General features: G+C 49.2%; 20 protein-coding genes. 14 read left to right on the forward strand and 6 right to left on the reverse strand.

Annotation, left to right across the window (positions count from 1 at the left end; genetic code table 11):
* The first annotated feature begins 22 nt into the window (after positions 1 to 22).
* The 5 genes from AWQ24_RS12235 (at position 23) to pheA (ending at position 3,689) form a co-directional block, all read left to right on the forward strand.
* Positions 23 to 568 (forward strand): DUF2854 domain-containing protein, encoded by a 546-nt coding sequence (locus AWQ24_RS12235; RefSeq protein ID WP_065716973.1) that lies wholly within the window; start codon positions 23 to 25, stop codon positions 566 to 568.
* Between the two features lie 148 nt (positions 569 to 716).
* Positions 717 to 980, forward strand: a complete 264-nt coding sequence (psaK, locus tag AWQ24_RS12240) for a photosystem I reaction center subunit PsaK (protein ID WP_012307997.1) — start codon at positions 717 to 719, stop codon at positions 978 to 980.
* 249 nt (positions 981 to 1,229) lie between these two features.
* Positions 1,230 to 2,450: a M20 family metallopeptidase gene (locus tag AWQ24_RS12245; RefSeq protein ID WP_065716974.1), complete on the forward strand. Its 1,221-nt coding sequence runs from the start codon at positions 1,230 to 1,232 to the stop codon at positions 2,448 to 2,450.
* A 30-nt stretch (positions 2,451 to 2,480) separates the two neighbouring features.
* Complete coding sequence (locus tag AWQ24_RS12250) at positions 2,481 to 2,768, forward strand: hypothetical protein (protein ID WP_030006891.1); 288 nt, start codon at positions 2,481 to 2,483, stop codon at positions 2,766 to 2,768.
* Positions 2,769 to 2,810: 42 nt separating this feature from the next.
* Positions 2,811 to 3,689 (forward strand): prephenate dehydratase, encoded by an 879-nt coding sequence (gene pheA, locus AWQ24_RS12255; protein WP_065716975.1) that lies wholly within the window; start codon positions 2,811 to 2,813, stop codon positions 3,687 to 3,689.
* A gap of 52 nt (positions 3,690 to 3,741) precedes the next feature.
* Here pheA and cphA read toward each other — a convergent pair whose 3' ends face one another.
* Together cphA and AWQ24_RS12265 are read right to left on the reverse strand one after the other, a co-directional pair.
* Positions 3,742 to 6,435, reverse strand: coding sequence for a cyanophycin synthetase (gene cphA / locus AWQ24_RS12260; RefSeq protein WP_065716976.1), 2,694 nt, complete (start codon positions 6,433 to 6,435; stop codon positions 3,742 to 3,744).
* Positions 6,436 to 6,640: 205 nt separating this feature from the next.
* Entirely contained in the window at positions 6,641 to 7,480 is an 840-nt protein-coding gene (locus AWQ24_RS12265; protein WP_065717376.1) for a cyanophycinase, read from the reverse strand.
* A gap of 235 nt (positions 7,481 to 7,715) precedes the next feature.
* Between AWQ24_RS12265 and trmD the strand changes: the two genes are divergently transcribed.
* The 5 genes from trmD to AWQ24_RS12290 all read left to right on the forward strand — a co-directional run bounded on the left by trmD (position 7,716) and on the right by AWQ24_RS12290 (position 12,771).
* The gene (trmD, locus tag AWQ24_RS12270) at positions 7,716 to 8,426 is read left to right on the forward strand and encodes a tRNA (guanosine(37)-N1)-methyltransferase TrmD (protein WP_065716977.1); all 711 of its coding nucleotides are present in this window, start codon (positions 7,716 to 7,718) and stop codon (positions 8,424 to 8,426) included.
* Positions 8,423 to 9,217, forward strand: coding sequence for a hypothetical protein (locus AWQ24_RS12275; protein WP_065716978.1), 795 nt, complete (start codon positions 8,423 to 8,425; stop codon positions 9,215 to 9,217). Before trmD ends, AWQ24_RS12275 begins: the two co-directional genes overlap by 4 nt.
* Positions 9,218 to 9,290: 73 nt before the next feature.
* Complete coding sequence (locus AWQ24_RS12280; protein WP_065716979.1) at positions 9,291 to 11,642, forward strand: HD family phosphohydrolase; 2,352 nt, start codon at positions 9,291 to 9,293, stop codon at positions 11,640 to 11,642.
* 51 nt (positions 11,643 to 11,693) lie between these two features.
* Positions 11,694 to 12,449 (forward strand): MBL fold metallo-hydrolase, encoded by a 756-nt coding sequence (locus tag AWQ24_RS12285; RefSeq protein WP_065716980.1) that lies wholly within the window; start codon positions 11,694 to 11,696, stop codon positions 12,447 to 12,449.
* A gap of 91 nt (positions 12,450 to 12,540) precedes the next feature.
* The gene (locus AWQ24_RS12290; protein WP_041443620.1) at positions 12,541 to 12,771 is read left to right on the forward strand and encodes a DUF3134 domain-containing protein; all 231 of its coding nucleotides are present in this window, start codon (positions 12,541 to 12,543) and stop codon (positions 12,769 to 12,771) included.
* Between the two features lie 82 nt (positions 12,772 to 12,853).
* On the opposite strand, the gene AWQ24_RS12295 is transcribed toward AWQ24_RS12290, so the two are convergent.
* From AWQ24_RS12295 to AWQ24_RS12310, 4 genes are read right to left on the reverse strand one after another with little or no spacing between them, the layout of a single operon-like run.
* Positions 12,854 to 14,542, reverse strand: coding sequence for a DUF2079 domain-containing protein (locus tag AWQ24_RS12295; protein ID WP_065716981.1), 1,689 nt, complete (start codon positions 14,540 to 14,542; stop codon positions 12,854 to 12,856).
* 41 nt (positions 14,543 to 14,583) lie between these two features.
* Positions 14,584 to 15,579, reverse strand: coding sequence for a glutathione S-transferase family protein (locus AWQ24_RS12300; RefSeq protein ID WP_065716982.1), 996 nt, complete (start codon positions 15,577 to 15,579; stop codon positions 14,584 to 14,586).
* Between the two features lie 7 nt (positions 15,580 to 15,586).
* Positions 15,587 to 16,609, reverse strand: coding sequence for a DUF2325 domain-containing protein (locus tag AWQ24_RS12305; RefSeq protein ID WP_012308010.1), 1,023 nt, complete (start codon positions 16,607 to 16,609; stop codon positions 15,587 to 15,589).
* A 52-nt stretch (positions 16,610 to 16,661) separates the two neighbouring features.
* Entirely contained in the window at positions 16,662 to 18,071 is a 1,410-nt protein-coding gene (locus AWQ24_RS12310) for a DUF697 domain-containing protein (RefSeq protein ID WP_065716983.1), read from the reverse strand.
* A gap of 195 nt (positions 18,072 to 18,266) precedes the next feature.
* On the opposite strand from AWQ24_RS12310, the gene ispE reads away from it, so the two are divergent.
* The 4 genes from ispE (at position 18,267) to AWQ24_RS12335 (ending at position 22,681) form a co-directional block, all read left to right on the forward strand.
* Entirely contained in the window at positions 18,267 to 19,217 is a 951-nt protein-coding gene (gene ispE, locus AWQ24_RS12315) for a 4-(cytidine 5'-diphospho)-2-C-methyl-D-erythritol kinase (RefSeq protein ID WP_065716984.1), read from the forward strand.
* A 233-nt stretch (positions 19,218 to 19,450) separates the two neighbouring features.
* On the forward strand, positions 19,451 to 19,630 hold the full coding sequence (locus tag AWQ24_RS16770) for a DUF2214 family protein (RefSeq protein ID WP_041443622.1): 180 nt from the start codon (positions 19,451 to 19,453) through the stop codon (positions 19,628 to 19,630).
* 245 nt (positions 19,631 to 19,875) lie between these two features.
* A protein-coding gene (locus AWQ24_RS16060; RefSeq protein WP_157096829.1) for an IS5 family transposase occupies positions 19,876 to 20,669 on the forward strand; the annotation gives its coding sequence in 2 pieces (ribosomal slippage) (positions 19,876 to 20,209 and positions 20,209 to 20,669; 795 coding nt in all).
* Positions 20,670 to 20,770: 101 nt separating this feature from the next.
* Positions 20,771 to 22,681, forward strand: coding sequence for a hypothetical protein (locus AWQ24_RS12335; protein WP_157096865.1), 1,911 nt, complete (start codon positions 20,771 to 20,773; stop codon positions 22,679 to 22,681).
* Positions 22,682 to 22,766 lie beyond the last annotated feature (85 nt).

Raw genomic sequence — 22,766 nt, forward strand, 5'->3', positions numbered from 1 at the left:
TTAGGATTAATGGGGCAACTGGATGTTCGGCAAAATTTCCCTGGGTAGTGTGGGTTTAGTGGTGGGAGGTATTCTCTCGGTGGTCGGCTTTGCGGCCTATGGCTTTGGTAATGCCACCTTGAATTTGGCGGGAATGTTCTACGGCATCCCGATTCTTTTGGGGGGGTTGGCCCTCAAGGCAGCGGAAATTAAACCGATCGCCTACAGCAAAGCGCTTTCACCGGAATTAGAAGCACTGCGGGACAGCCAAGCAACGGCGACCCAACAGCAAATCAGAAAAGATGTGACCCGGTATCGCTACGGTCAAGATTGCCATTTAGATGATGCCCTAGAACGCTTAGGATTAAGCCCGACGGACGAAGAACGACCCCTGTTACACCACATCCGCGAGGAATCCCGAGAAGGACGCTATGCGTTGGTACTGGAATTTAAGTCGCCGTTATTTTCCCTGGAAGATTGGCAGACGCGCCAGGAGAAAATTGAACGGTTTTTTGGCCCCGATGTTACAGCGGCGATCGCCCAACCCACAGAAGATGAAATTGAACTGGCATTAATTCGTACTGAGTAGCCGATGGGGACGATCTATTTATAAAACTTTACGATGTTGCTAAGTATTGCAAAGGAAATAAAGCAAAGGCTCAGCTTTGGGCAAAACTAGGGACAATTACGCTAAAAAATCCAAAATTTATTTAATCGTTATTTAGGAGTCAAGATTTATGTCCCTTGCCCTTACCGTTGCCGCTGCTGTGCCCACCACCATGGCCTGGAGCCCCAAAGTCGCTGTTGTGATGGTGATCTGCAATGTTTTGGCGATCGCCATTGGGAAAGCCACCATTAAGCACCCCTCCGAAGGCCCCGAATTGCCGATGCCTGATATGTTCGGTGGCATGGGTCTCCCTGCGCTCTTAGCAACCACGAGTTTCGGACATATCCTCGGTGTTGGGGTAATCCTCGGCCTAGGTAGCATGGGTGCCATCTAAAAAACCTGTGTTTGCTGGTTTGATTTGAGCTTGTCATTATTTAAAATTCGTCGTTTTGTCTTTTGTTTTGGAGAAGGTTGTTGGATCCCCGGAGTTTTTCTGGGGATTTTTGTTGTGGGGGTGGTTTAAAAAATCCAGGGGCGATCGCCGTCAGTGAGCAACAACTCCGAACAACGCCAGCAAATTAGCTGTTTTAAAATAAAAGGCTAAACCTCCATTGCAACTGCCAGTCCAAAGTTGACCGCCCCTATGCTCGCCGAAATTAGAAGCCTTGCCGAAACCTTAGCGCCCCGTTTAATTGAAATCCGTCGCCATATCCACGCCCACCCCGAACTGAGCGGCGAGGAGCAACAGACAGCGGCCTATGTGTCTGGGGTTTTGTCTTCCTGCGGCATTGCGGTACAGGAGTCCGTGGGAAAAACAGGGGTAATCGGTAACCTCCGGGGCCAAGGCACCGATCCGCGCACCCTAGGGATCCGCGTCGATATGGATGCGCTGCCGATCCAAGAATGTACAAAATTAGATTACGCTTCCACTCGCATGGGGGTGATGCACGCCTGCGGCCATGATGTACACACAACGGTGGGTTTGGGGGCAGCGATGGTTTTGGCCCAACTCCCGGAGGCGATCGCCGGTAATATTCGTTTTTTATTTCAGCCCGCTGAAGAAATTGCCCAGGGGGCGAAGTGGATGGTTGATGACGGTGCCTTGGTGGGGATCGATGGGGTGATTGGCTTACACGTTTTCCCGACCATTCCCGCTAAAAACATTGGGATTCGCTATGGTGCCCTGACGGCTGCCGCCGATGATTTAGAAATTTTTATCTACGGTGAATCGGGCCATGGGGCGCGACCCCACCAAGCCATTGATGCGATTTGGATTGCTGCCCAGGTGGTCACAGCCCTACAACAGTCGATCAGCCGCACCCAAAATCCCCTGCGGCCCATTGTCCTCACCATTGGCAAAATTAACGGGGGCCGGGCCGCCAATGTCATCGCCGATGAAGTACACATGACTGGCACCGTGCGATCGCTCCACCCAGAAACCCATGCGGATTTACCCCAATGGATTGAAAATATTGTCGCCAATATTTGCAATACCTACAGCGCGAAATATAAGGTCAACTACCAGCGGGGGGTACCTTCAGTGCAAAATGATCCCGGTTTGACAAAAATCCTCGAACAAGCGAGTCGGGAAGCCCTGGGCGATCGCCATGTAGAAATTTTGCCGGAGCCTTCCCTGGGGGCCGAAGATTTTTCCATGTACCTCGAAAATCTCCCCGGGACGATGTTTCGCTTGGGGGTCGGCCACCAAAACCGCTTGAACTATCCCCTGCACCACCCCCTCTTTGACATTGATGAAAGCGCAATTCTGACAGGGGTCGTTACCCTCGCCTACACGGCCCACAAATATTTCCAAACCACAGCCCCGGCCCCAAGCCACCAATCTCTGGAAAACATCCCACAATAGAGGGGATTATTTTTCGAGGTAACAGCAGCTATGGCTTTTCCCCAACGCGATCTCCGTCAAATCCACCGCCGCCTTGTGCCGATTATGGTCGCGCCTCTGTTGATTACGGTGTTGACGGGATCCCTGTTTCAAGTGGCTTCTTTGACGGGCAATACGGCGGATTTTTATTGGTTACTAGAGCTCCACCGGGGACATTTTGGCCCTGTGAATTTAGAGGTGATCTATCCTTTTCTCAATGCCCTGGGCTTGCTTTTGCTCCTGGCCAGTGGGGCGATGATCTGGTGGACGACGCGACCACGGCAGCGGCAACGCCCTTAAAAATTGGTAGGATTGGAAACATTCGCAGATTGATCGTCGGGTATGACCATAAAAATTGCTCACCTTGGGCCAGCGGGCACCAACGCCGAAGCAGCGGCACAGACCTATCAAGGATGGTTGCAGCGGGAACAATCGCCGGCTGTGGATCTAGTACCCTGCCAAAGCATTGCCCAGAGTTTGTATGCCCTCGCCCACGATGAGGTGCAATTAGCGGTGATCCCGGTGGAAAATTCAATTCAAGGGTCGGTGGCGATCGCCTTGGATTTGGTCTGGGAATTGCACCCTTTATCCATCTGCCATCAAATTATTCTCCCCATCCACCATGCCCTAATTTCCTTCGCCCCAGACTTTAGCGAGATCAAAGAAGTCCGCTCCCACCCCCAGGCCTTGGCCCAATGTCAACGGTGGCTGGAAAAACATCTGCCCCATGCGGCGCTCATTGAAGCGAATTCAACCACGGCGGTCTTGGGTAGTCTCAAGGACAATCCTCACCTAGGGGCGATCGCCGCGCCCCGGGCAGCACATCTTTACCACTTACCCATCGTGGTAGATGCCATTGGTGATTTTCCGCAAAATTGCACCCGGTTTTGGGTTTTAGGGAAGGACGTCCAGACGGCTGGGGATGTGATTTCCCTTGCCTTTACCCTGCCCGCAAAAATTCCTGGGGTTCTCGTGAGTGCCCTAGAGGTCTTTGCCCGCCGCAAAATTAACCTCAGCCGCATTGAATCGCGCCCCACGAAACGCTCCCTGGGGGAATATTTATTTTTTGTCGATCTCGATGGTTGTCTTACAAATCCCGATGTTCAAGCAGCCCTGACGGAACTCCAGACCCACACAGAAATTTTAAAAATCCTCGGCAACTACCGCACGATTCCTTTAGTTTCCCTAGGGGCAACGCCCGCCCCTGATCTCCAGGCGTAGGATGCTCGTTTTTTGTTTGAAAAAATTAGGTGAATTACGGACAAACGACCCCTTAACTAGCGATGGAGGGAGAATTCACCGGAGCTTCGGAAGAGACAGTCGTCGTCCCATTCAGGCCAGGGTTAGTTTGGCTGGGTAGGCGCTGCTCAATCATGGCGATCGCCCGAGTCACACTTTCGGGGAAAATCACCACCAAAGCCTCCTGGGGCGCTTCATCGAGGGCAATATTTAAGGCCCGTTGTTCATCGAGAATGGTCTCGTATTGGCAATCTGGATTCTCTTCTTGAATCCCCTGGAGGATTAAATCTGCTACTTCCCCTGCATGGCGGCCCCGTTTGTCATCGTCTTCTTTAACGATAATTCGGTCAAAAACCGCAGCGGCAATGCGCCCCAACAAAATTAAATCCTCATCGCGGCGATCGCCAGGGCCACCCACCACACCGATTCGTTCGCCGGGCCAGTTTTTCACAAAGGCACCAACGGCCTCATAGCCCGCCGGATTATGGGCATAGTCCACCAGCGCATGGTGCGTTCCCAAATCAAAGAGGTTCATCCGCCCTGGGGTCTGGGCTGCCGAAGGCTTAAAGGTGCGTAACCCCTGGCGAATATGTTCAATATCAACGCCCTGGGCAAAGGCGGCCAAACAAGCAGCGAGGGCATTAGCGATCATAAACGGAGCCATGCCCCCCATTGTCACCGGCGCGTGCTTCACATGCTCCACCTGCAGCTTCCATTCCCCTTCTAACAACGTCAGATAACCATTGTCATAAACCGCTGCCAGTCCACCCCGTCGTATGTGCTCTAAAACCAAGGGATTATCCGGCTGCATCGAAAAATAAGTGACCTTACCCCGCACCTTTTCGGCCATGGCGGCAACGAGGGGATCATCCGCATTCAGAACCGCATAGCCATCGGGACTAACTGTTTCAGCAATCACGCCCTTGACTTGGGCCATTTGCTCAATGGTATTGATATCCCCTAGACCTAGGTGATCTGCTGCGACATTAAGGACGACTCCTACATCACAGCGATCAAAGGCTAAACCAGCCCGTAAAATACCGCCCCGGGCTGATTCCAGGACGGCCACTTCCACCGTTGGGTCTTGGAGAATCATCGCCGCACTTTGGGGGCCAGTATTATCACCCTTTTGGGCGAGATAATCACCAATGTAAACCCCATCTGTGCTGGTATAGCCCACGACTTTTCCCGTTTGGCGATAGATATGGGCCGTTAAGCGGGTGGTAGTAGTTTTGCCATTGGTTCCCGTCAGGGCAATGATGGGGATCCGGCTGGGGGCACCATCGGGATAGAGCATATCCAGTACCGGGGCCGCCACATTGCGAGGTAAACCACGGCTTGGCGCCACGTGCATTCGAAAACCAGGGGCCGCATTGACCTCCACAATCACCCCATCGGTATCGGGGAGAGGCTGAGTAATGTCTTCAGTAACCACATCAATCCCGGCAATATCTAAACCAATAATTTTGGCCACCCGCTCAAAGAGCCACACATTGTAGGGGTGAATATCATCGGTACGATCAACGGCAATGCCCCCGGTACTGAGGTTCGCCGTGGCTCGCAAATAGGCAATTTCTCTGTCCTGGAGTACGGTGTCCAGGGATAAGCCTTGGCGATCGAGCACTTTTAGGGCTGTTTGGTCGATGACGATGCGGGTGAGGACATTATCATGGCCGTCGCCCCGATTTGGATCGCGGTTTGTTTCTTCGATGAGGGTTTCAATGGTTGAGTGACCATCCCCGACCACATGGGCTGGTACCCGTTCGGAGACAGCAACGAGCTTACCGTTAATAACCAATACCCGGTGGTCACTGCCTTTGTAGTAACGTTCTACGATGACGGAGCGGGTTTTTGAGGCTTCGCTGGCGAGATCATAGGCGTGTTCTGCGTCGGCCCAGGTTTTGATATCAATGGTAATGCCACGGCCATGGTTGCCATCGAGGGGTTTGATCACAATGGGATAGCCACCGACATCTTCAATGGCATCCTCAAGGTCATCTAAATAGCGAATCACGGTACCACGGGGCACGGGGACACCCGCATCGGCCAGGATATTTTTGGTGCCTTCTTTGTCACAGGCTAATTCAACGGCTAAAATGCCAGATTGGTTGCTGAGGGTGGCTTGCAGTCGTCGCTGATGTAGGCCATAGCCCAGTTGAATCATGGAACGGGCACTGAGCAATGACCAGGGAATCCCACGGGATTCTGCTTCTTTGACGATGGTTTCGGTACTGGGGCCGAGGGCTGAACTGGCACAGAGATCTTTGAGATCGGCGAGATCCTGCTCTAGTTCTTTGGGGGAATAGCGCCCAGTATCAAGGATGGATTGACAGAGACGTACGGCAGCCCGTCCGGCATAACGTCCGGCTTGTTCGTAGATATATTCAAAAACGACATTGTAGACACCATGATCGCCAGTGGCCCGGGTGCGACCAAACCCAACGGGCATACCCGCTAATTCTTGGAGTTCGAGGGCGACATGTTCCACGATGTGACCCATGAGGGTTCCTTCCCGAACACGGCTTAAAAAACCACCCCGGCAACCGGGGGAGCAATGGTGTTCGATGAGACTCGGGAGGGTTTCGCTGAGGGCTTCGTAGAATCCGCTAATTTCGTTGGAGGGGATTTCCGCAATTTCTTCGAGATCGAGACGCATGACGATCAACTTTTTGCGTCGAATACTCCAATAATTGGGGCCTCTGAGGGTTAGGGTCTTGAGGATTCTCATAGGTTGGCGTGGTTGAAAGTCTGGTGGGGCTGGGCGCAAATGCCGCTGGGTGGACGATAAGCGGCGCTAGACCAATGCTATCCGCAGCAGTGGCCTGTCAAGGGGAAATGGTGAACTGGAGTATGACATTTGGCGATCGCCCTAGAATTGCTAATTATTCTAGGACAATTTGTTCGTGGATTATTTGTCGGTTAGTGACCATCATTTAAAGGTTTCCGGACATTGGCCGATGGTTTTTGAGGTCGTAGCGATCGCCATGGCAGAGGATATGCAGATGCAAATTATGGAGACTCAGCGGTTCCGATGTATCGACACGGGACTGATTTGTGTGGGTCAAATCCTGGGCATCAACAATGGTGACTGTCCCCCGGCCCAGGACTTCTAAGTACCCTTCCTGTTCAAAGACCGCCGCTGTATCTTCGTCAATGCCGATCCCCAGGCGGTCTGGATGCACGGCAATCGTACTCAGGAGACGCACCATGCGATTGCGGTTGTGAAAATGCTGATCGACGATAATTTCTGGAATCATCCCCAGGCCCATGGCCAAATCCACCAGACCCCGGTTGGGAGATTCGCCGCTACTGCCCCCAGCGATCATATGGTGGCCCATCACCGCGGCCCCGGCGCTCGTGCCCGCGAGGGTGATTTCGCCGCTGCGAATCCGTTGACGAATGCGTTCCATTAGTGGCGTATCTGCAAGTAGACCACAAAGGCGAAGCTGGTCGCCGCCCGTCATAAAAACGCCAGTACAATCTTCAACAAATTCTTGGTAATAGCGATCTTCAGCATGGATGCGATCGCGCACGTCCAACACCTTAACCTTCGCGACGCCCATGTCCTCAAAAATTCGTTGGTAGCGATCGCCAATCAATAACGGTTCGCGGGATGCCGACGGAATAATGGCGATCGCTGCCTCGGTTCCCCCAGACCGCCGGAAGAACGAAGCGAGAATCTCTTTACCATGAACCTTATCTTCCGCTCCCCCAATGACAAGGATGGAACTCTTAAAAGAAGTTTGCTGAGCAAGAGAAGTTTCTGACGGCATTATTAGTTTAATCTTGAGGACAGATGAGTGGCGAAATTCCAGATCCGTTTGTACTTGGTGCAGCCACCATTGGGCCCGAGCCATTGACCAGATTCCTACGGTCTGAACTCCTACCAAAAGAACCAGAGAAATCCAGAAAAATCCCCACAATTATTGCATAGTCCTTGTCATTCTCAAATTAGCTGATTATTCTTTTTTAGGTCAAAAAACCATCACTTTCACTCCCCCTTTTTCTATGGCTTTACATTTCGATCTTGTGACCCTTTTTCCGGATTTTTTTACCTCGCCGCTCCAGTCCGGCCTCCTGGGAAAAGCTTTAGGGAAAGGCATTGCCACCGTTCACTTCACCAACCCCAGGGACTTCACGACGGATAAACACCGGAGCGTTGATGATGAACCCTATGGAGGCGGGGCGGGGATGTTATTAAAACCAGAACCCCTCTTTGCGGCAGTGGAGTCTTTACCTGTGCAACCCAAACGGGAGGTGATTTTGATGACGCCCCAGGGACAACGACTTGATCAACAGCTTTTGGCGGAATTAACCACCTATGACCAGTTGGTTTTAATCTGTGGCCATTATGAGGGGGTCGATGAACGGGTGCGGGAGCATTTGGTGACCCGGGAAATTTCCTTGGGTGATTTTGTCTTGACCTGTGGCGAAATTCCGGCGTTGACGTTGCTCAATGGCGTGATTCGCTTACTGCCGGGCACGGTGGGCAAAGAGGCGTCCCTGAAAGCCGATAGTTTCCAGGTGCCGCTGTTGGACTATCCGCAATACACGCGCCCCGCTAAGTTCCGGGGGTGGGAAGTGCCAGAGGTCTTGCGGTCTGGTAATCACCAAAAAATTGCGGCATGGCGCTTGGCCCAGCAAATTGAACGCACCCAAGTACGACGACCAGATCTGTGGGAAGCGTGGCAGGCTGCCGAGGGGGAGGTTCAGGCATGATTGTGAGTCTTTATCACCGATTACGGGGCATGATGTTGGCGATCGCCAGCCAGTTTAAAGACCATGACACCTCACCCCTGCTCCTTTCAATGCAGGCCCTGATGAACCAATACAGCGAAATGGGGGCACTGGGTAATTGGCGACCCCAGTTTACCGAGGAGCCTTTAGAAAATGCGTTTTTGTTGTTGCCATTGTTGGTGTTTTGCCATGAAGATCCCCAAGATTTAGGCGATCGCCTGGGGGAATTTGACCTGCCCCAGGAACACTGCGCTGTGGTGCTAGATTTAGCCGGGGCCTTGAGTGCTTGTTTCCGGGAAAAGCTTACCCCTGGGAACTTCCACACCCACATCGCGCGATATTCTCCAGTGGGCGCACTGCTGCAATCCCACTGGACTTCCGGGCAGACCTGGGTAAGCTTGGGTCGGGTGATTCGAGCAGGGAACCCCCCTAGGGCAACCCAGCAACGCCTGCTAATTTACGGGGCGATCGCCTATGGTGACGGGCGTTGGTCAGAGAGTTTCGCCCTAGTCCGGTCAGAATCGAGTATTATCAGCCTTTGGGTCGCCATTTTTATCGGTGTCCTCCGGGGCGATCGCCATTTACCCCTATGTTTACGGCTACATCATGATTTAGAGGCAATGGAAACCCAAGTCTTACGGTTTTGGAGCCGCTGGTCGGGACTTCCCCCAGAAAATCAGTTACAGTTGGAGCAGGTACCCCTTATTGCAAGTCAGTCCGTTCTCCAATATCGTCCCCAGCTTCAACTTATTTCCCAACGCCACCTTGTTTAGCATCCCGTGATCGATTGCATCTTTCTGCACTGGGTGGACGTCTGAATGAATCGCATCTTTTTTCAATTTGCATATGAATTTTTGGTCTAATTCCAAACAGCATCGGGGCCAAGGGCAATCTCCCACCCGGCGGAAATCGCCTAGTCAACTTTCTGCTTCGGTATTGGCAGTGGTGGCGGTTACATCCTTGACTAGCGTGATTGGCGATCGCTTTTATAACCAGCCGCAACTGGCGGTGGATACCATTGCCCCGAAGACAATTACAGCTCCTAGCGATGGTGAATTTGAGGATACCAAGACCACTGAGGCAAAACGCCAGGAAATTCGCCAGGGCGCAATCCCCAGTTTGAAGCGAGATCCAGAAGTTACGCCAACTATCAAGCAAGACCTTAAAACCCTCCTCGATGACATTAGCCGAGTCCGTACCATTTCCGGTGAATTTCCCTTTCTCGATCCCCAAATTTTATCGATTCCGAGCCAAACAACACTCCGCCAAGCCAGCGCTGCCCAGTGGGAAACGGTATTGGCGATCGCCGATCAACTCGAAATTTCTCCCCTGCCGCCCCTTGATACCCTGCTGCCCACGGATGCAAATTTGGCGACCCCGACCCGGGAACTCTACGCCTATGCCGGGGAAGCTGGCCCTGCGGCAGTACAAAGGGTGATCACGACGATCATGGTGGCCCGGGAAGGCTACCAACAGGCGATCGCCGAAGCCCAAACCACCTTTAACACCGACCTGTTTCAAACCCACCAAACCTTTTTACTCCGCCTGTCTGACGCGGAATGGGAGCAAGTCCGTAATGATATTCTCCAGGCTGGCGATCGCATTTTGACCCAAGGGATTCCCCCAGGCATTTCCCCAAGCCTCCTCCAAGAAACTATCCAGGTACAACTCGAAAACGATAGATCCGGGCGCGCCTTTGCCATCGATACTTTAAGCCAAACCCTGCGCCCCAACCTGATCGAAGACCGCGAAGAAACCAAACGCCGTTCCGAACAGGCCGCCCTCGCCGTAGAACCCGTCGTTGTAAGCATTGATTCGGGCGAGGTCATTGTCACCAAGGGAGAGCAAATTAGCCAAGAAGATTTTGTGCTACTCGATGGCTTTGGCCTTAGCGATCGCCAAATTAACTGGTTGGGTCTCGGCGGTTATGCGCTCCTGGTTAGCGGTGGCGTTGCCATAACCATCCTTGTCGTTACCAAAACCAAGAAAAACCTGCGGCGGCGTGATTGGGTGCTGCTGCTGCTCATTAGCCTGAGTACCCCCCTCCTGGGCCTGACAAAATTTCCCTACAACAACAACTTACCAGCCGTCGGATTACTCACCGGTAGCCTCTACCATCCCCACATTGCGATCACCCAAGTGGCCCTCTTATCCGGGATTACGGGCATTAGCAACGAAAATATTAAATGGGATCACCTCATTGCGGCCACCGTCGGCGGAATCATTGCCGCCCAACAGAGTGGTAAATTGCGATCGCGCGAAGAACAAGCCAGCCTTGGCTTCACCATTGGGGCCATGCAAGCTGTCGTTAGCCTCGCCTGGAATCTCATTGCCAGTGCCAGTGCCGAGACCCTCTGGTATGTCCTCTTACCAGAAGCATTAATTTTCGGCTTCTCTGGCACCGTCTGGATTATTATTGCCCTCGGACTATCCCCCTATCTAGAACGCTTCTTTGAACTGCTAACCCCCATTCGCTTAGCTGAACTTTCCAACCCGAATCGTCCTCTGCTCGCCAAGCTTGCTAAAGAAACCCCCGGAACCTTCCAACACACGCTATTTGTCGCCTCCCTCGCCGAAGCTGCTGGTCGCCAATTAGGCTGTGATGTGGAATTAATCCGCGCCGGAACCCTCTACCATGACATTGGCAAGACCCACGACCCCGAAGGCTTTATTGAGAATCAGCAGGGTGGCCCCAATAAACATGACCAACTCAGCCCCTATGAAAGCGTCGAGATTATTCGCAAGCACGTAACGGAAGGGGAAAAAATGGCCAAAAAACACAAGCTACCCAAGGCAATCCGTGACTTCATCCCAGAACACCAAGGGACGATGCAAATTTCGTATTTTTATCACCAGGCCCGTGCCCTTGCCGAAAAAGAAGGCCACCCCCCAGACAGTGTGGATGAACAGTTATTCCGTTATGCTGGCCCGATCCCCCAATCAAGAGAAACAGGGGTTGTAATGCTGGCAGATAGTTGTGAAGCAGCCCTACGTTCCTTGAAAGAAGCGACCCCAGACCAGGCGGCAATTATGGTCAATCGTATATTTCGGGCCCGTTGGCAAGATGGTCAATTAGCTGAATCTGGCATTGCAAAAAATGAGTTGCCGTCCATTGTGGATGTTTTTGTAAAAGTATGGGAGCAGTACAACCATAAGCGTATTGCTTATCCCCAGGCCGTATTGGAGTCTCGCCGTTAACCCCAGGACAGAAATTGTTAAGATCTGTAAATAAGTATTCTAGGCTGACCCATGGAATTGACATACCTCGACAGTAATAGCTGGCTCATTGAGATGGCCGGAAAACGTATTTTGCTAGATCCTTGGCTAGTGGGTTCGTTGATGTTTGGGAATACGCCTTGGTTATTTAAAGGCGATCGCCCCCAGGATCGTCCCATTCCCGAAAATATAGATTTAATACTCCTATCCCAGGGGCTACCGGACCATGCCCACGTACCTACCCTAGAGCAGTTGGATCACGCATTACCTGTTGTCGCTTCCCCTAATGCGGCCAAGGTCGTGGAGTCTCTAGGTTATCAAACCATCCACACCCTAGAGCATCACCAGAAATACACCATTGATAATTTAGAAATTCTGGCTCTGAAAGGGTCTCCGGTGGGGCCAACCACTTTGGAAAATGGCTACCTGCTCAAGGATCTCAGCACTGGCCAAACTCTCTATTACGAACCCCACGGCTACCATTCCCCGGAGTTGAAGCAGCACGCTCCGATTGACGTTGTGGTGACGCCATTGATTAATCTCACCCTGCCCCTCCTCGGCCCCGTGATCAAAGGTCAAGCCAGTGCCCTACTGGTTTGTGAATGGCTAAAACCCCAGGTCATTTTGCCCACCGCCGCTGGTGGAGATGTCAACTTTGAAGGGCTGGTGATGAAATTCCTCAAACCCCAAGGTACGGTCGCTGACTTTAAGCAGATGCTCCATGAAAAACAACCCGACACCCTGGTTTTGGAGCCGACGCCAGGGAGTCCTTGTACGGTTTTGGCTTAAAAAATAACCCCATCTAAAGTCCTGCCCGAATCCTGAATGAGCTATACTAAAAAGCTGCTCACATATCCGTAGCGATCGCCTAGTTTTGACTATGAAAAATCCTTCCCTGCGCCAAGAACCTCGATACGCGCCTGCTTCCGTGATTGCCCTCGAGCAAAAGACATCATTACTAGAATGGCTAGAAGAAAACGGTCGCATTATTTACCGCGAGAAAAAAGACGACTTGATCGATGAGATGGCAGACGATCAAGATTTATCTGAGCTGATGGATGAAGACGGCTTTGAAGATGATGATGACGATGATGATACTGATCTCGATTAAACAGAATACCCAAAAATGAATCTCTAAATTATCTCGTTGACCCCCAATACCGTAAAGATATTAGGGGGTAATTTTTTTATATTCAATTATCGTTTTTACTTAAGATCGGGATCAAAGTTTGTCGATAGGCTCTCCACTGCTGTTTTGAATCAGGTGTTGAACTTTTTCCTTTTTCTAACAAAATAACGCCTTCTTTAAAATCAACAATGCCATATTCATTTTGATCAACAATTTGATCAATTACCCCAACATAATCTTTCAATCGTTGCCAATCCTCATCAAAAGCGACTTGATAACGCACTAGACGCCATAGATCTGCCACAATAAAATCAACTTTTTCGATGTTTTGTTGATCGTTTTCAATTTCGATGCCGGGTAAACGAATAATTTCTCGACGACTAGATAAATGAGGAATGATGTAGGTTGTTGCGGAGACGCTTGCATCCTGAGGAATACGGCCAATCATGCCCTGAATATCAACACTGCGAGACCATTGCTCAATCGGGGACACATAAACCCAAGGTTGCAAAGAATCCGGAATCATAAAGTAAAGTGTCCGGTTAGGATTAGCTGTGATGGTAAAAGCGATAGATAAGGTTAAACAAGTAATCCAGAATTTTTTAAAAAATGGGCTGATTTGTCGGGGATGACGGGGCTGGTTTTTCCGGAAAAAATTATTAAAGCCTTCCCCAGACCACCATAAAATTACCCCGTAACAAATACCTGGTACAACGGCAAGGGCATAGCGGATATTAATCGAGAGAACAGACATCCCTTTTCCTAACAGAAGTTTGAGCAAGGGAAATCCGGCGAGCGCCCAAGCACTCGGAGCCACTGCCGGGACAAAAGCAAATGGCAAAAATTGTCCTGCGAGATATTTAATTGTCCGATCAAAAGGAGTAACCAGTTCCCTAAGAAGTAACAATGGATTGGAGAGCATTGCCAATAAAATATCAAGGGTGGAAGCCTCTGCCGCGTCTGTATATTGCCCAAATCGTTCGAGCATAAATCGCTTAGAAATATCCTCGGAAAAGATCGGCATAATTAAATTAGTTAGCAGCAGAATATACCCAAAGCTAAACAAACAGACCGCCGCTCCGATTTTTGGAAAACGACGACTAAGGATCATATAAGCGCCCACCCCGAAGAGAACAATACCGCTATCTTCACGGATCATGACGATCAAAGGACACATAATTCCAAAGAGCCACCACCAACGTTTTTCCATGGCTAAAAGCAACGTAAACATAAAAAGAGGCAACTGGAAATTATCGTGAAAATTACATAAAGTTGGGCCAATTACAGCATTTGCACCGTAATAGCTATAGGTAATCCAACGGGCAGGAACTGGATCTAGATAATGTCGTGCTAATAGGTACAGAACAAGACCCGCTGCCGATAGCATGGTAACTAGAAGTACGGCTAGGGTTGCAGCATGGGGAAAAAAGAAATAAATTGGCAACCACAGAAGTAGAGCAGGAGTGAAGTGTTGCCCAAGGCGATGGTAGCTGACATCTGGGACTTCCCCTGCATGAACAACATTGGTAGATAACTGTGAAGAGAGGCTACTTTGAAAAAAACGGCCATGGGCTCCATTCCACATGACCTGATTGAAGATGCCTTGGTCATAGGAGGAATAGAATGTGAAATGACGGTGCAGCACCAAAGCCATACAGATGATAAAAAAGATGCCGCTAACAATCAGGATAGGCCGCCATTCTTCCTGTTTAAAGGGGGTTTTGACGGGTCTGATGTCCTCAAGATTGACCATAGAACACTGCCTAACAATGAATCTCCAAAATCTTATCAGAGTTAGGAATCGTCGGAATTGATGGCTAAAGTGTGGCGGTCATGGGGGGATTGAAAGCGATGAATATCGATACCGAGGGGAACAATGCCGCTGGGGTTGAGAGGAAATAAGGAACTGTAATATTCTTGCTGGATTGTTTTGAGGGGGCAGGTAGCAGCAACACCTGGTAGTTGATAGATATCTCGTAGATAGCCCCAGAGATTTTTGTAATCGCAGATGCGGCGGCGATCGCATTTAAAGAGGCCATGGTAAACGAGATCAAAGCGGATGAGGGTAGTAAATAGGCGGATATCGCAGAGGGTGAGTTGGTCGCCCAAAAGATAGCGGCGATCGCCTAGGCGTTGGTCTAACTGATCCAAAGTTTGAAAAAGTGCCGTTGCCGCTTGGTCATAGGCGGCTTGGGTGCGGGCAAAGCCACATTTATAAACGCCATTATTAACAGTGTGATAGATGAGGTCATTGAGGTGATCGCCTTCTGGTCGTAATGGTTCTGGGTATAAGTCTCGCTCTGGGAATTTCGCAAACCGATTAAAGGCATCATTGAGCATCACAATAATCTCTGCACTCTCGTTATTGACGACCTGGTAAGTTTGGCAATCCCACAGCACTGGTACAGAACAGCGGCCGCTGTAACCCGCCTGGCCCAATTGATAAAGCTCTTTCATGCTGCGGCAGCCCGTGGGGTCATTTTCCAGACGCCAGCCTCCCACTGACACATCGGCGATCGCCACACTCAGATCCACAACGTCCTCTAGACCCTTGAGGATGCGGGTAATGGCTGTCCGGTGCGCCCAGGGACAAGTAAGGCCAATGTAGAGTCGATAACGGTTTGGCTCTGGCGGAAACTGCTCAGAACCGACCCAATGGCGAAATTGACTCTCAACCCGCTGAAAATTGCCCGTTGGGTCGCTGGGGGCCAATTGAGACATCAGGGTTTGCCACAGGCGATGCCAGACAAATTGTGCCGTTTGAATCAGAAACTTCGGGGGAACTGCCATAGAGCGATTACTTATTCCAGAGTTGCGCCAATTGTTGGGTTTTGAGTCCTGCTTCGATGGCTTCTAGCACCCTGGTCATGCCTGTGGTGTTGATAATTTCATATTTTCTATCTGCTTTTTTACAGGCTTCCATGGCCCGCTCTGTCATGGAATGGCTAGCGTAGCCCGTGATAATGAGAATGAGGTCAACATTGGTAACCTGGGCTTCCCCCTGGGCCGAAAGTTGTAGACCATCCTGTTCGCTATACCATTGCAATTCCACCTGGGAACTGCGCAGGCGATTCTTTACGGCGGTTTGGAGACGATCATGTCCGCCAAAAACTAAGACTTTTCCAACTAAGTCTGCATACAGTTCCGGGCGTTTGTCCGATTTGCGGTGGCGGGATTTGGGTTGAATATTGGGATGGTGTTCTGTACGGGAACGGTTTTCGAGGGCTTTGTTATAGATAAAATTCAGGGTTTGTTCATGGGTTCCCCGCAGTCGCGCCACGGGGCCTTCTTCGCTGTGTTCGTTTATTTGGTTAATCAGGGCGTCAACCACTTCTTCGAGGGAACCTATTTCCTTGAGGTCATCCACATAGCCTTTGATGGCGATCGCCGCATCGGTGGCACTAAAAAAGTCTTGTTGTTCAAAGATCATATCGAGCAGATCGTCCCGGAGATCCGACTGCCAGCGTTGGACTTTTTCCCGCGCTTTTTCTTCTAAAAGTCTTTCTTCCCGGAGAACAAGCTGGGCATCGACAATTTCTGTGGCTTTTTCGGGTATTTCTGCTATTTCACGGCGAATATCATCGGCTTTTTCTTGTAATTGTTGGATTATGTCGGCATGATGATATCCTTCAGCCCGGTAGGTGCTGATCATCTCTTCGACTTTTTTGAGCAGGGGGTGCAGTTTTGCTTCCCGTTGGCGCACAATATCTTGGTATTGTTCGTCCCGTTGCTGCTGTAATTTTTTTTCTTCGAGGTGGGTCTTCGCCGCAGATAACAAATTTTCAACGGAGGCCTCTAGGTTTTCGAGTTCGATATCCATGGGAATTTAGGGGAGTTATGAATTTTATGATTTTTTGGGCTAGCTATAGATCTTAGCTAATCGTTTGGGGGGATAGGCGATTTAGGGTGCCTTTCACGAAATTCCCGAAAAATTGCGATCGCTGATTTTGCTCAAAAACTCGCTTAAGAATCTGGCCGAGTTTCTCGAAATTAAGGGATTCAGAGGCAGTTTGGGGGTTTTGTTCTTGGAAATATTGAATTAAACTCAGCCCCGCAATGTGGGTTAGATAGGCGGCACTCACCCCCTGGACAGCACCCCCAGCAAGGTAGGTGATCGCGTTGGTTTTGAGCATCCCGCCGACGGCTTGGGTGGAGAGTTCCACAAGGCCAAGTTGGATCATTTGTTTGCCGAGGGTCGTGGCGATCGCCTGGGCCTGACCCAGAGAAAGACGCTGTTGATAGACCGCTCCCACATCCATAATCATTTGTCCTGTTACGGCTGCCGTTGCGAGTAAATCTAAAGCAGCGACGGGATTGGCAAAGGTCGCCCCAGCCGCCAACCACTGATATTTTTCGAGGATCGGTAAGGCCCGTTCCCGTCGGAATTGATTGAGAGTTTGCTTGGCATTGTGCTGGGTGAGCCGTGCGGTGCGCCAGATGGTTGACCACAGCAGTTGTTGTTGGGTTTCGGGCTGACTGAGGAGAGTTTGGAGTTGATGTTGTAGGGGGGCAACGACCGGATCCGGGCGTTCAAAATGTTCGGTGGCGGTGCCATCGGCTTGGATTTTTTTAACTTTGATGGCCTGGGGCGCGGCGGTGATGGGGAGAATATTTTGGGGGGCGATCGCCGGCTGACAATGGTTCCGCAGTTGGTTCAGGATCAATTCCCGTTGCTCCGGCTGATATTGATCTTGCTTGTTAAAGGCGATGAGGATTGTCTGGCGAGCTTGGTGCCAATGGTTGAGGGTTTGCCATTGGGAGGCCATCAAATCCCCATTCACCAGGAAAATCACTAGGTCGGCGGCAAAGACTTGGTTTTGGGCCGCTTGGTCATAGCTGGCGAGGTCGGTAAATAGGGGCGGTGTTTCCTGGAGGGTATAAGTTGGTGCGGTGGCTTGGAGCTGCTTGAGGAGGGTTGTTTTTCCAGTGCCCCGGCCACCGGCGATCGCCACGGTGAAGTGGTCCCGTTGAAATTCTTGATTAAGGTTATCCAGGGTTTGCCTAAGGGTTGTGAAATCTTGATCGGGCACTTCTTGCTGGAGCGCCATCACCCACTGTTGGGCGTTTGCAATGGCTTGGTCAACGTCTTTTCGTTTAAGGGGATTTTGGGGATTATCCTGGGGGTGTTGGGGTTGTTTTTTCTGCCAAAGCAGGAGGCCGCCCCAGGCGATCGCCCCCCAAAATAGCCATTCGCCAAGGTCGAAAATATTGCCCTGCCAGCGACCCAAAACTGCGAAAAATAAGGCTAAACCTAAACCGCCAACAAGAATGGGTTTTTGCATTGTTTTTACCCCGCCACATACAACAATTCGTCTATCTATGCTACTGCGAAAGGTGCTGGCCCTTAAGGGTAGGGGGCGATCGCCGGGGATCTTTCAAGAAATATTAAGGGTCAAGCTTGGCTCATATTGGGAGGGATTTCCAAAAAAACAGGGGAAACTAGATAATGGTCTCGATTTACTGCTTGGTACTGTGTGATGTCCGCCTATCTTCTGACTGCCCCCGCAAAAATTAATCTCTACCTGGAAATTTTGGGCGATCGCCCCGACGGGTTCCACGAGTTGGTGATGGTGATGCAGACCATTGGCTTATATGACCGGATTGAGGTGCGACAAAACCGTAGCGGTGACATCAATCTCTATTGCCAGCATCCCGAAGTCCCCCTCACCGCTAGCAATATTGCCTACCGAGCCGCCCAGTTAATGATGACGCGCTTTGCAGATATCTACGCCAGGGTGGGTGGTGGAGTTGACATTACCATCGAAAAAAATATCCCCGTGGCGGCGGGACTGGCTGGGGGGTCAACGGACGGCGCAGCGGTATTGGTGGGGTTAAATTTGCTCTGGGATTTAGGGTTAACCCAACCGGAATTACAAACCTTAGCAGCAGAATTGGGTTCAGATGTGCCCTTTTGCATTGGTGGAGGGACGGCGATCGCCACCGGACGGGGAGAAATTTTAGACCCATTGCCTGATCTCGATGGCATCCCGATTGTCCTTGCAAAGTACAGCAACATTGCCGTTTCTACCCCCTGGGCCTACCAAACCTACCGCGCCCAATTTGGGGAACATTATCTCCAAGATGCGGCGAGTTGGCATACCCGCATGACACAAATTCATTCCGGTGGCCTGATCAAAGCCATTCAACAAAAAAATATCCAGGCGATCGCCCATGAACTCCATAACGATCTCGAAAAAGTCGTTTTACCCGCATTTCCCCAGGTGCAACAACTGCGTGACTGCTTTACCAAACATGGGGCGATCGGCACGATGATGTCCGGCTCCGGCCCCAGTGTGTTTGCCCTCTGCGAGACCCTCGCCCAAGCCCAAGCCCTCAAAGTCCAAGTTGCCCAAGAATTAAACGACCCAGCCCTCGATCTTTGGGTGACGCACATTGCCAGCCCCGGCATCCAAGCCGACTGCCGTTAACTTTCCATGACTTAAAATAGTCACTTTTGAGTAAGTCCCTAAAATAACTAAGAGGCAATAAAGCAAAAAGCAATCTACCTGAAAGCAGTTAGATTGCCCCCACATATGCTCCCTATCAAATCTCTTCAATGTTATTTATAGCATCATGATTATTAAGTACTGTTGTCGCTTATCTCCACTATCTTAGTTTGTTTAATGCTTAGTTTTGCCGCCCTATTTGTGAAATCTCTCTTTTGCAAAAAAGAAATATTCTAATTGTTGGTATCGCAGATGATGTATATGGCATTGCAGCAAGCACTATTATTATGAAAATTCTCCGGGCGCTTTATTTTGCCAAAGAATCAGAATGCTACCTTCTTCACACGCTTTTCGTCCAGAAAAGCGCTATCTTTATTGTGGTAGGACTACTCTAAAATCACTTTCATTTTCTGGTTAATCAAAGACTTAATTAAAGAGCATTCCCCGCAATTATTCTCACCTAATATACTCTCATTACCTGGTCAATTTGCACTGAATTTTCGGATTTTGGCTTATTCTCCTGAGAGCTAAACTTACGACATGAGAGGGTATTTATAAAGTAAAGATAAAAAAGATGAAAATTGGAAAAGATAGAGGCTAGATTGGTTGGTAACTGAGCGTTGTGGTGAGGCTTTGACCCATGACAGATAAAGTCTATCCTAGCGACCTGAGCGATGCAGAATGGGCCTTAATCCAACCCTTGATTCCCCCCGCCAAACCCGGTGGTCATCCTCGGACTACTGACATGAGACGGGTTTGCAATGGTATCTTTTATCTCCTCAAAACAGGCTGTCAGTGGCAATATTTACCAAAGGATTTCCCGCCCTCCCCAACGGTGTACTACTACTATCGAAAATGGCAAAGGAAAGGGGTATGGGAAAGCATTAACCATGCTCTGCGCGGCCTATGTCGACAACAAGTAGGTAAATCAGTACAACCAAGTGTGTTAATCGTAGATGCTCAGTCGATAAAAACGACGGAAAAAAGGGGGAGGTATTTGGCTTCCATGGAGGCAAAAGAGTAAAGGGAAGATGCCGGGGCCTGTTGGTGGATAGCTTAGGTCTGGTCTATAAAGCCATGGTGGCAGAGGGGAATGCCTCAGAACGAACCTTAGCAAAGGCGGCGGTGATGGAGTTATTAGAAACACAGCCAAAGTTGTTAGAGAGAGTGAAATTAATGTGGGTCGACGCCGGATATCGTGGCGAGGTCTTTGGACTGGGGATTTGGCTGATGATACAGGCGACAGTAGAAGTAATCAAAAGAGAGGGGCGAGAATTTCAGATGCTACCAAAACGGTGGATTGTGGAGCGAACATTTGGGTGGTTGAATTGGTATCGTCGTCTGAGTAAGGAATATGAAAAATTCCCCGAAGTATCGGAGGCGGCAATTTATGCTTGCATGACTCGCTTAATGCTACGGCGATTGGTTACCTAAAGATTTACTTTATAGATAGGCTCTGAGTAACGATATAATTAATATCAACTACTCGTAAATATCCTTCCTCCAGTTTGGATTTTCCTCTTTGAGCTTGTAATATGGATAAGTTAACGTTTCTTTGTTTACTATTTTTAAGTAGCTTGGGGGCAACATATTTTCTTTGGTTTATTTGTCACCTCAATGGCCAATTATTATTTTATGGCCTCCATCTATGCAACAAGAAATGGCAGCCTAATACAAGTACAATTACCTCTCCCGGGCTGGATTGCTTTTATTTTAGGCCACTAGGCTTGACAACGGTATACTTAGTTGGGGCAATGCCAATTGCTGTCTTAAGTTTATCAACAGCCTATCTTAATCATTGCTTTAATGCTTTCTATGGAACAGTAATCCTTGAATTAGTCTTTGGACTGGTATTTTTATTATTGCCAAATACCCAACGAAAGGCTTTTGATCTATTTGGATTTCGCTTAATCCAACGCCATCGTCATTTGGTTATTTATACGAGTATTTGGTGCCTTGTTTTTTCAATATGGGTCATGGTTACTCGTCATTCTAATTTAGATACCTTGGTATTAAATACAAACCCTGATTTTTGGGCCTATGTTCGTCGTTATGGCGCAATGACTACAACTAATCTAAATTTTTATGGGATGACGGATAGTTTTGAATTTCCTGACAATTCTGCTTGTGCCTATTTTCTTGGTAGTCCCAAAAAGTTTAGTTCATTTTTAGGGGCAATAGTTTCGTATCTATTTTCTGATCTATCCTTTGGAATTACAGTATTTCAAGGCATGCTAGGGGCAACTCTATTCATGGCCCTTTTTAAAGACTGGTGTGCCACTCCCCTTGACCAGAATCAGTCCTTGAATTTAAGTGATCTTGCTTTAGTGATTTGGGCAGTTTTTTCTCCCCAATTATATTGGCTTTTAGTAAGTGCTTACTTTTCAAATACCTTGTTTATTATTGTCATTTCCTTGGTTCTTCGTCAAGCCCGAAATGCCTCTTTACATGAGAATTTATTTAATACCCAAAATTTCCTCTGCTTGTTTTGCACTCAAGTAGTTGTTTTCTCTTTTTATCCAGCATTTTTGCCAATTACTATTGCTGTATATTTTTGCACAACTTTAATTTATTTAAAATACAGCGAAAGAAGTCTAAACCAATTATTTTTTGATTACAGCAAATATGCTATTTTGATTTTGATTTGTGGCTTGATCTTTTATACACTGTTCAATTCTCAATTTATTCTTGATGAAATTCAAAAGAGCATTAATCCACTAAAATCCCATGGAACGAATTTTGTCCCCCTTAATCCCTGGAGTCTTTTTCAAGAAAAGCCGAAACCTATGGGAGCAAACAAGGATTTTGGCGTTTGGTTCAATGTGGTTTTAGGTTTATTATTTAGTGTCTATTGCCTTTGGCAACTCTATCGAGCCTACAGCCGCAACAAAGATTTTGTAATTAAACGTGATCTTTTGGCTGGTTGTACTGGTATGGGTTTATATAGTTTCTATTTGCTGGCTTATATTCCATTAGAATCCACCTATCGTCTTGGGAAAATCGCTATCAGTCTCATTTATCCCCTCGGAATTTTTGCTTTGTTACCAGTTGTAGTTTGGTTAAAGGATTATTTCCGCCAACAGGCAAATTGGCAACGCCAGGCTGTTTTGGGTTTGGCGATCGCCCATGTTATTTTCCACATTTACAAAATTACTGATGCGACGACGTTCCCCTCTGGTCAGGTCACCATGCCTAGCCCAGCTCAACAAAAAGAACTGTCGCAGTTAAACTCAATTACGATTATCGGTTGCGAACAGGTACACCAAAGTCAATTTTATGAACGCCTCGTGGGATTGCAAGTAGCTAAGCAAAACCCTCATCTTCAGGTAAATGTAGTCAATGAGCCCGCCAACCTGACCCCAGATATCATGGGCGATCGCTTAGTATTCGGCCAAATTATTCCTGGGCCAACCCCACGCTACAATGCTTGCAAGTTCGATTTTTAAGTTCCAAACCGTCCCCACAGGTTCGGGAACCTACACTATCAGGATCCCTAGATCACGCAGCACTATAGGAATAGTCATATGAACG

It is taken from the genome of Picosynechococcus sp. PCC 8807 (genome assembly GCF_001693295.1).
Classification (GTDB): domain Bacteria; phylum Cyanobacteriota; class Cyanobacteriia; order Cyanobacteriales; family MRBY01; genus MRBY01.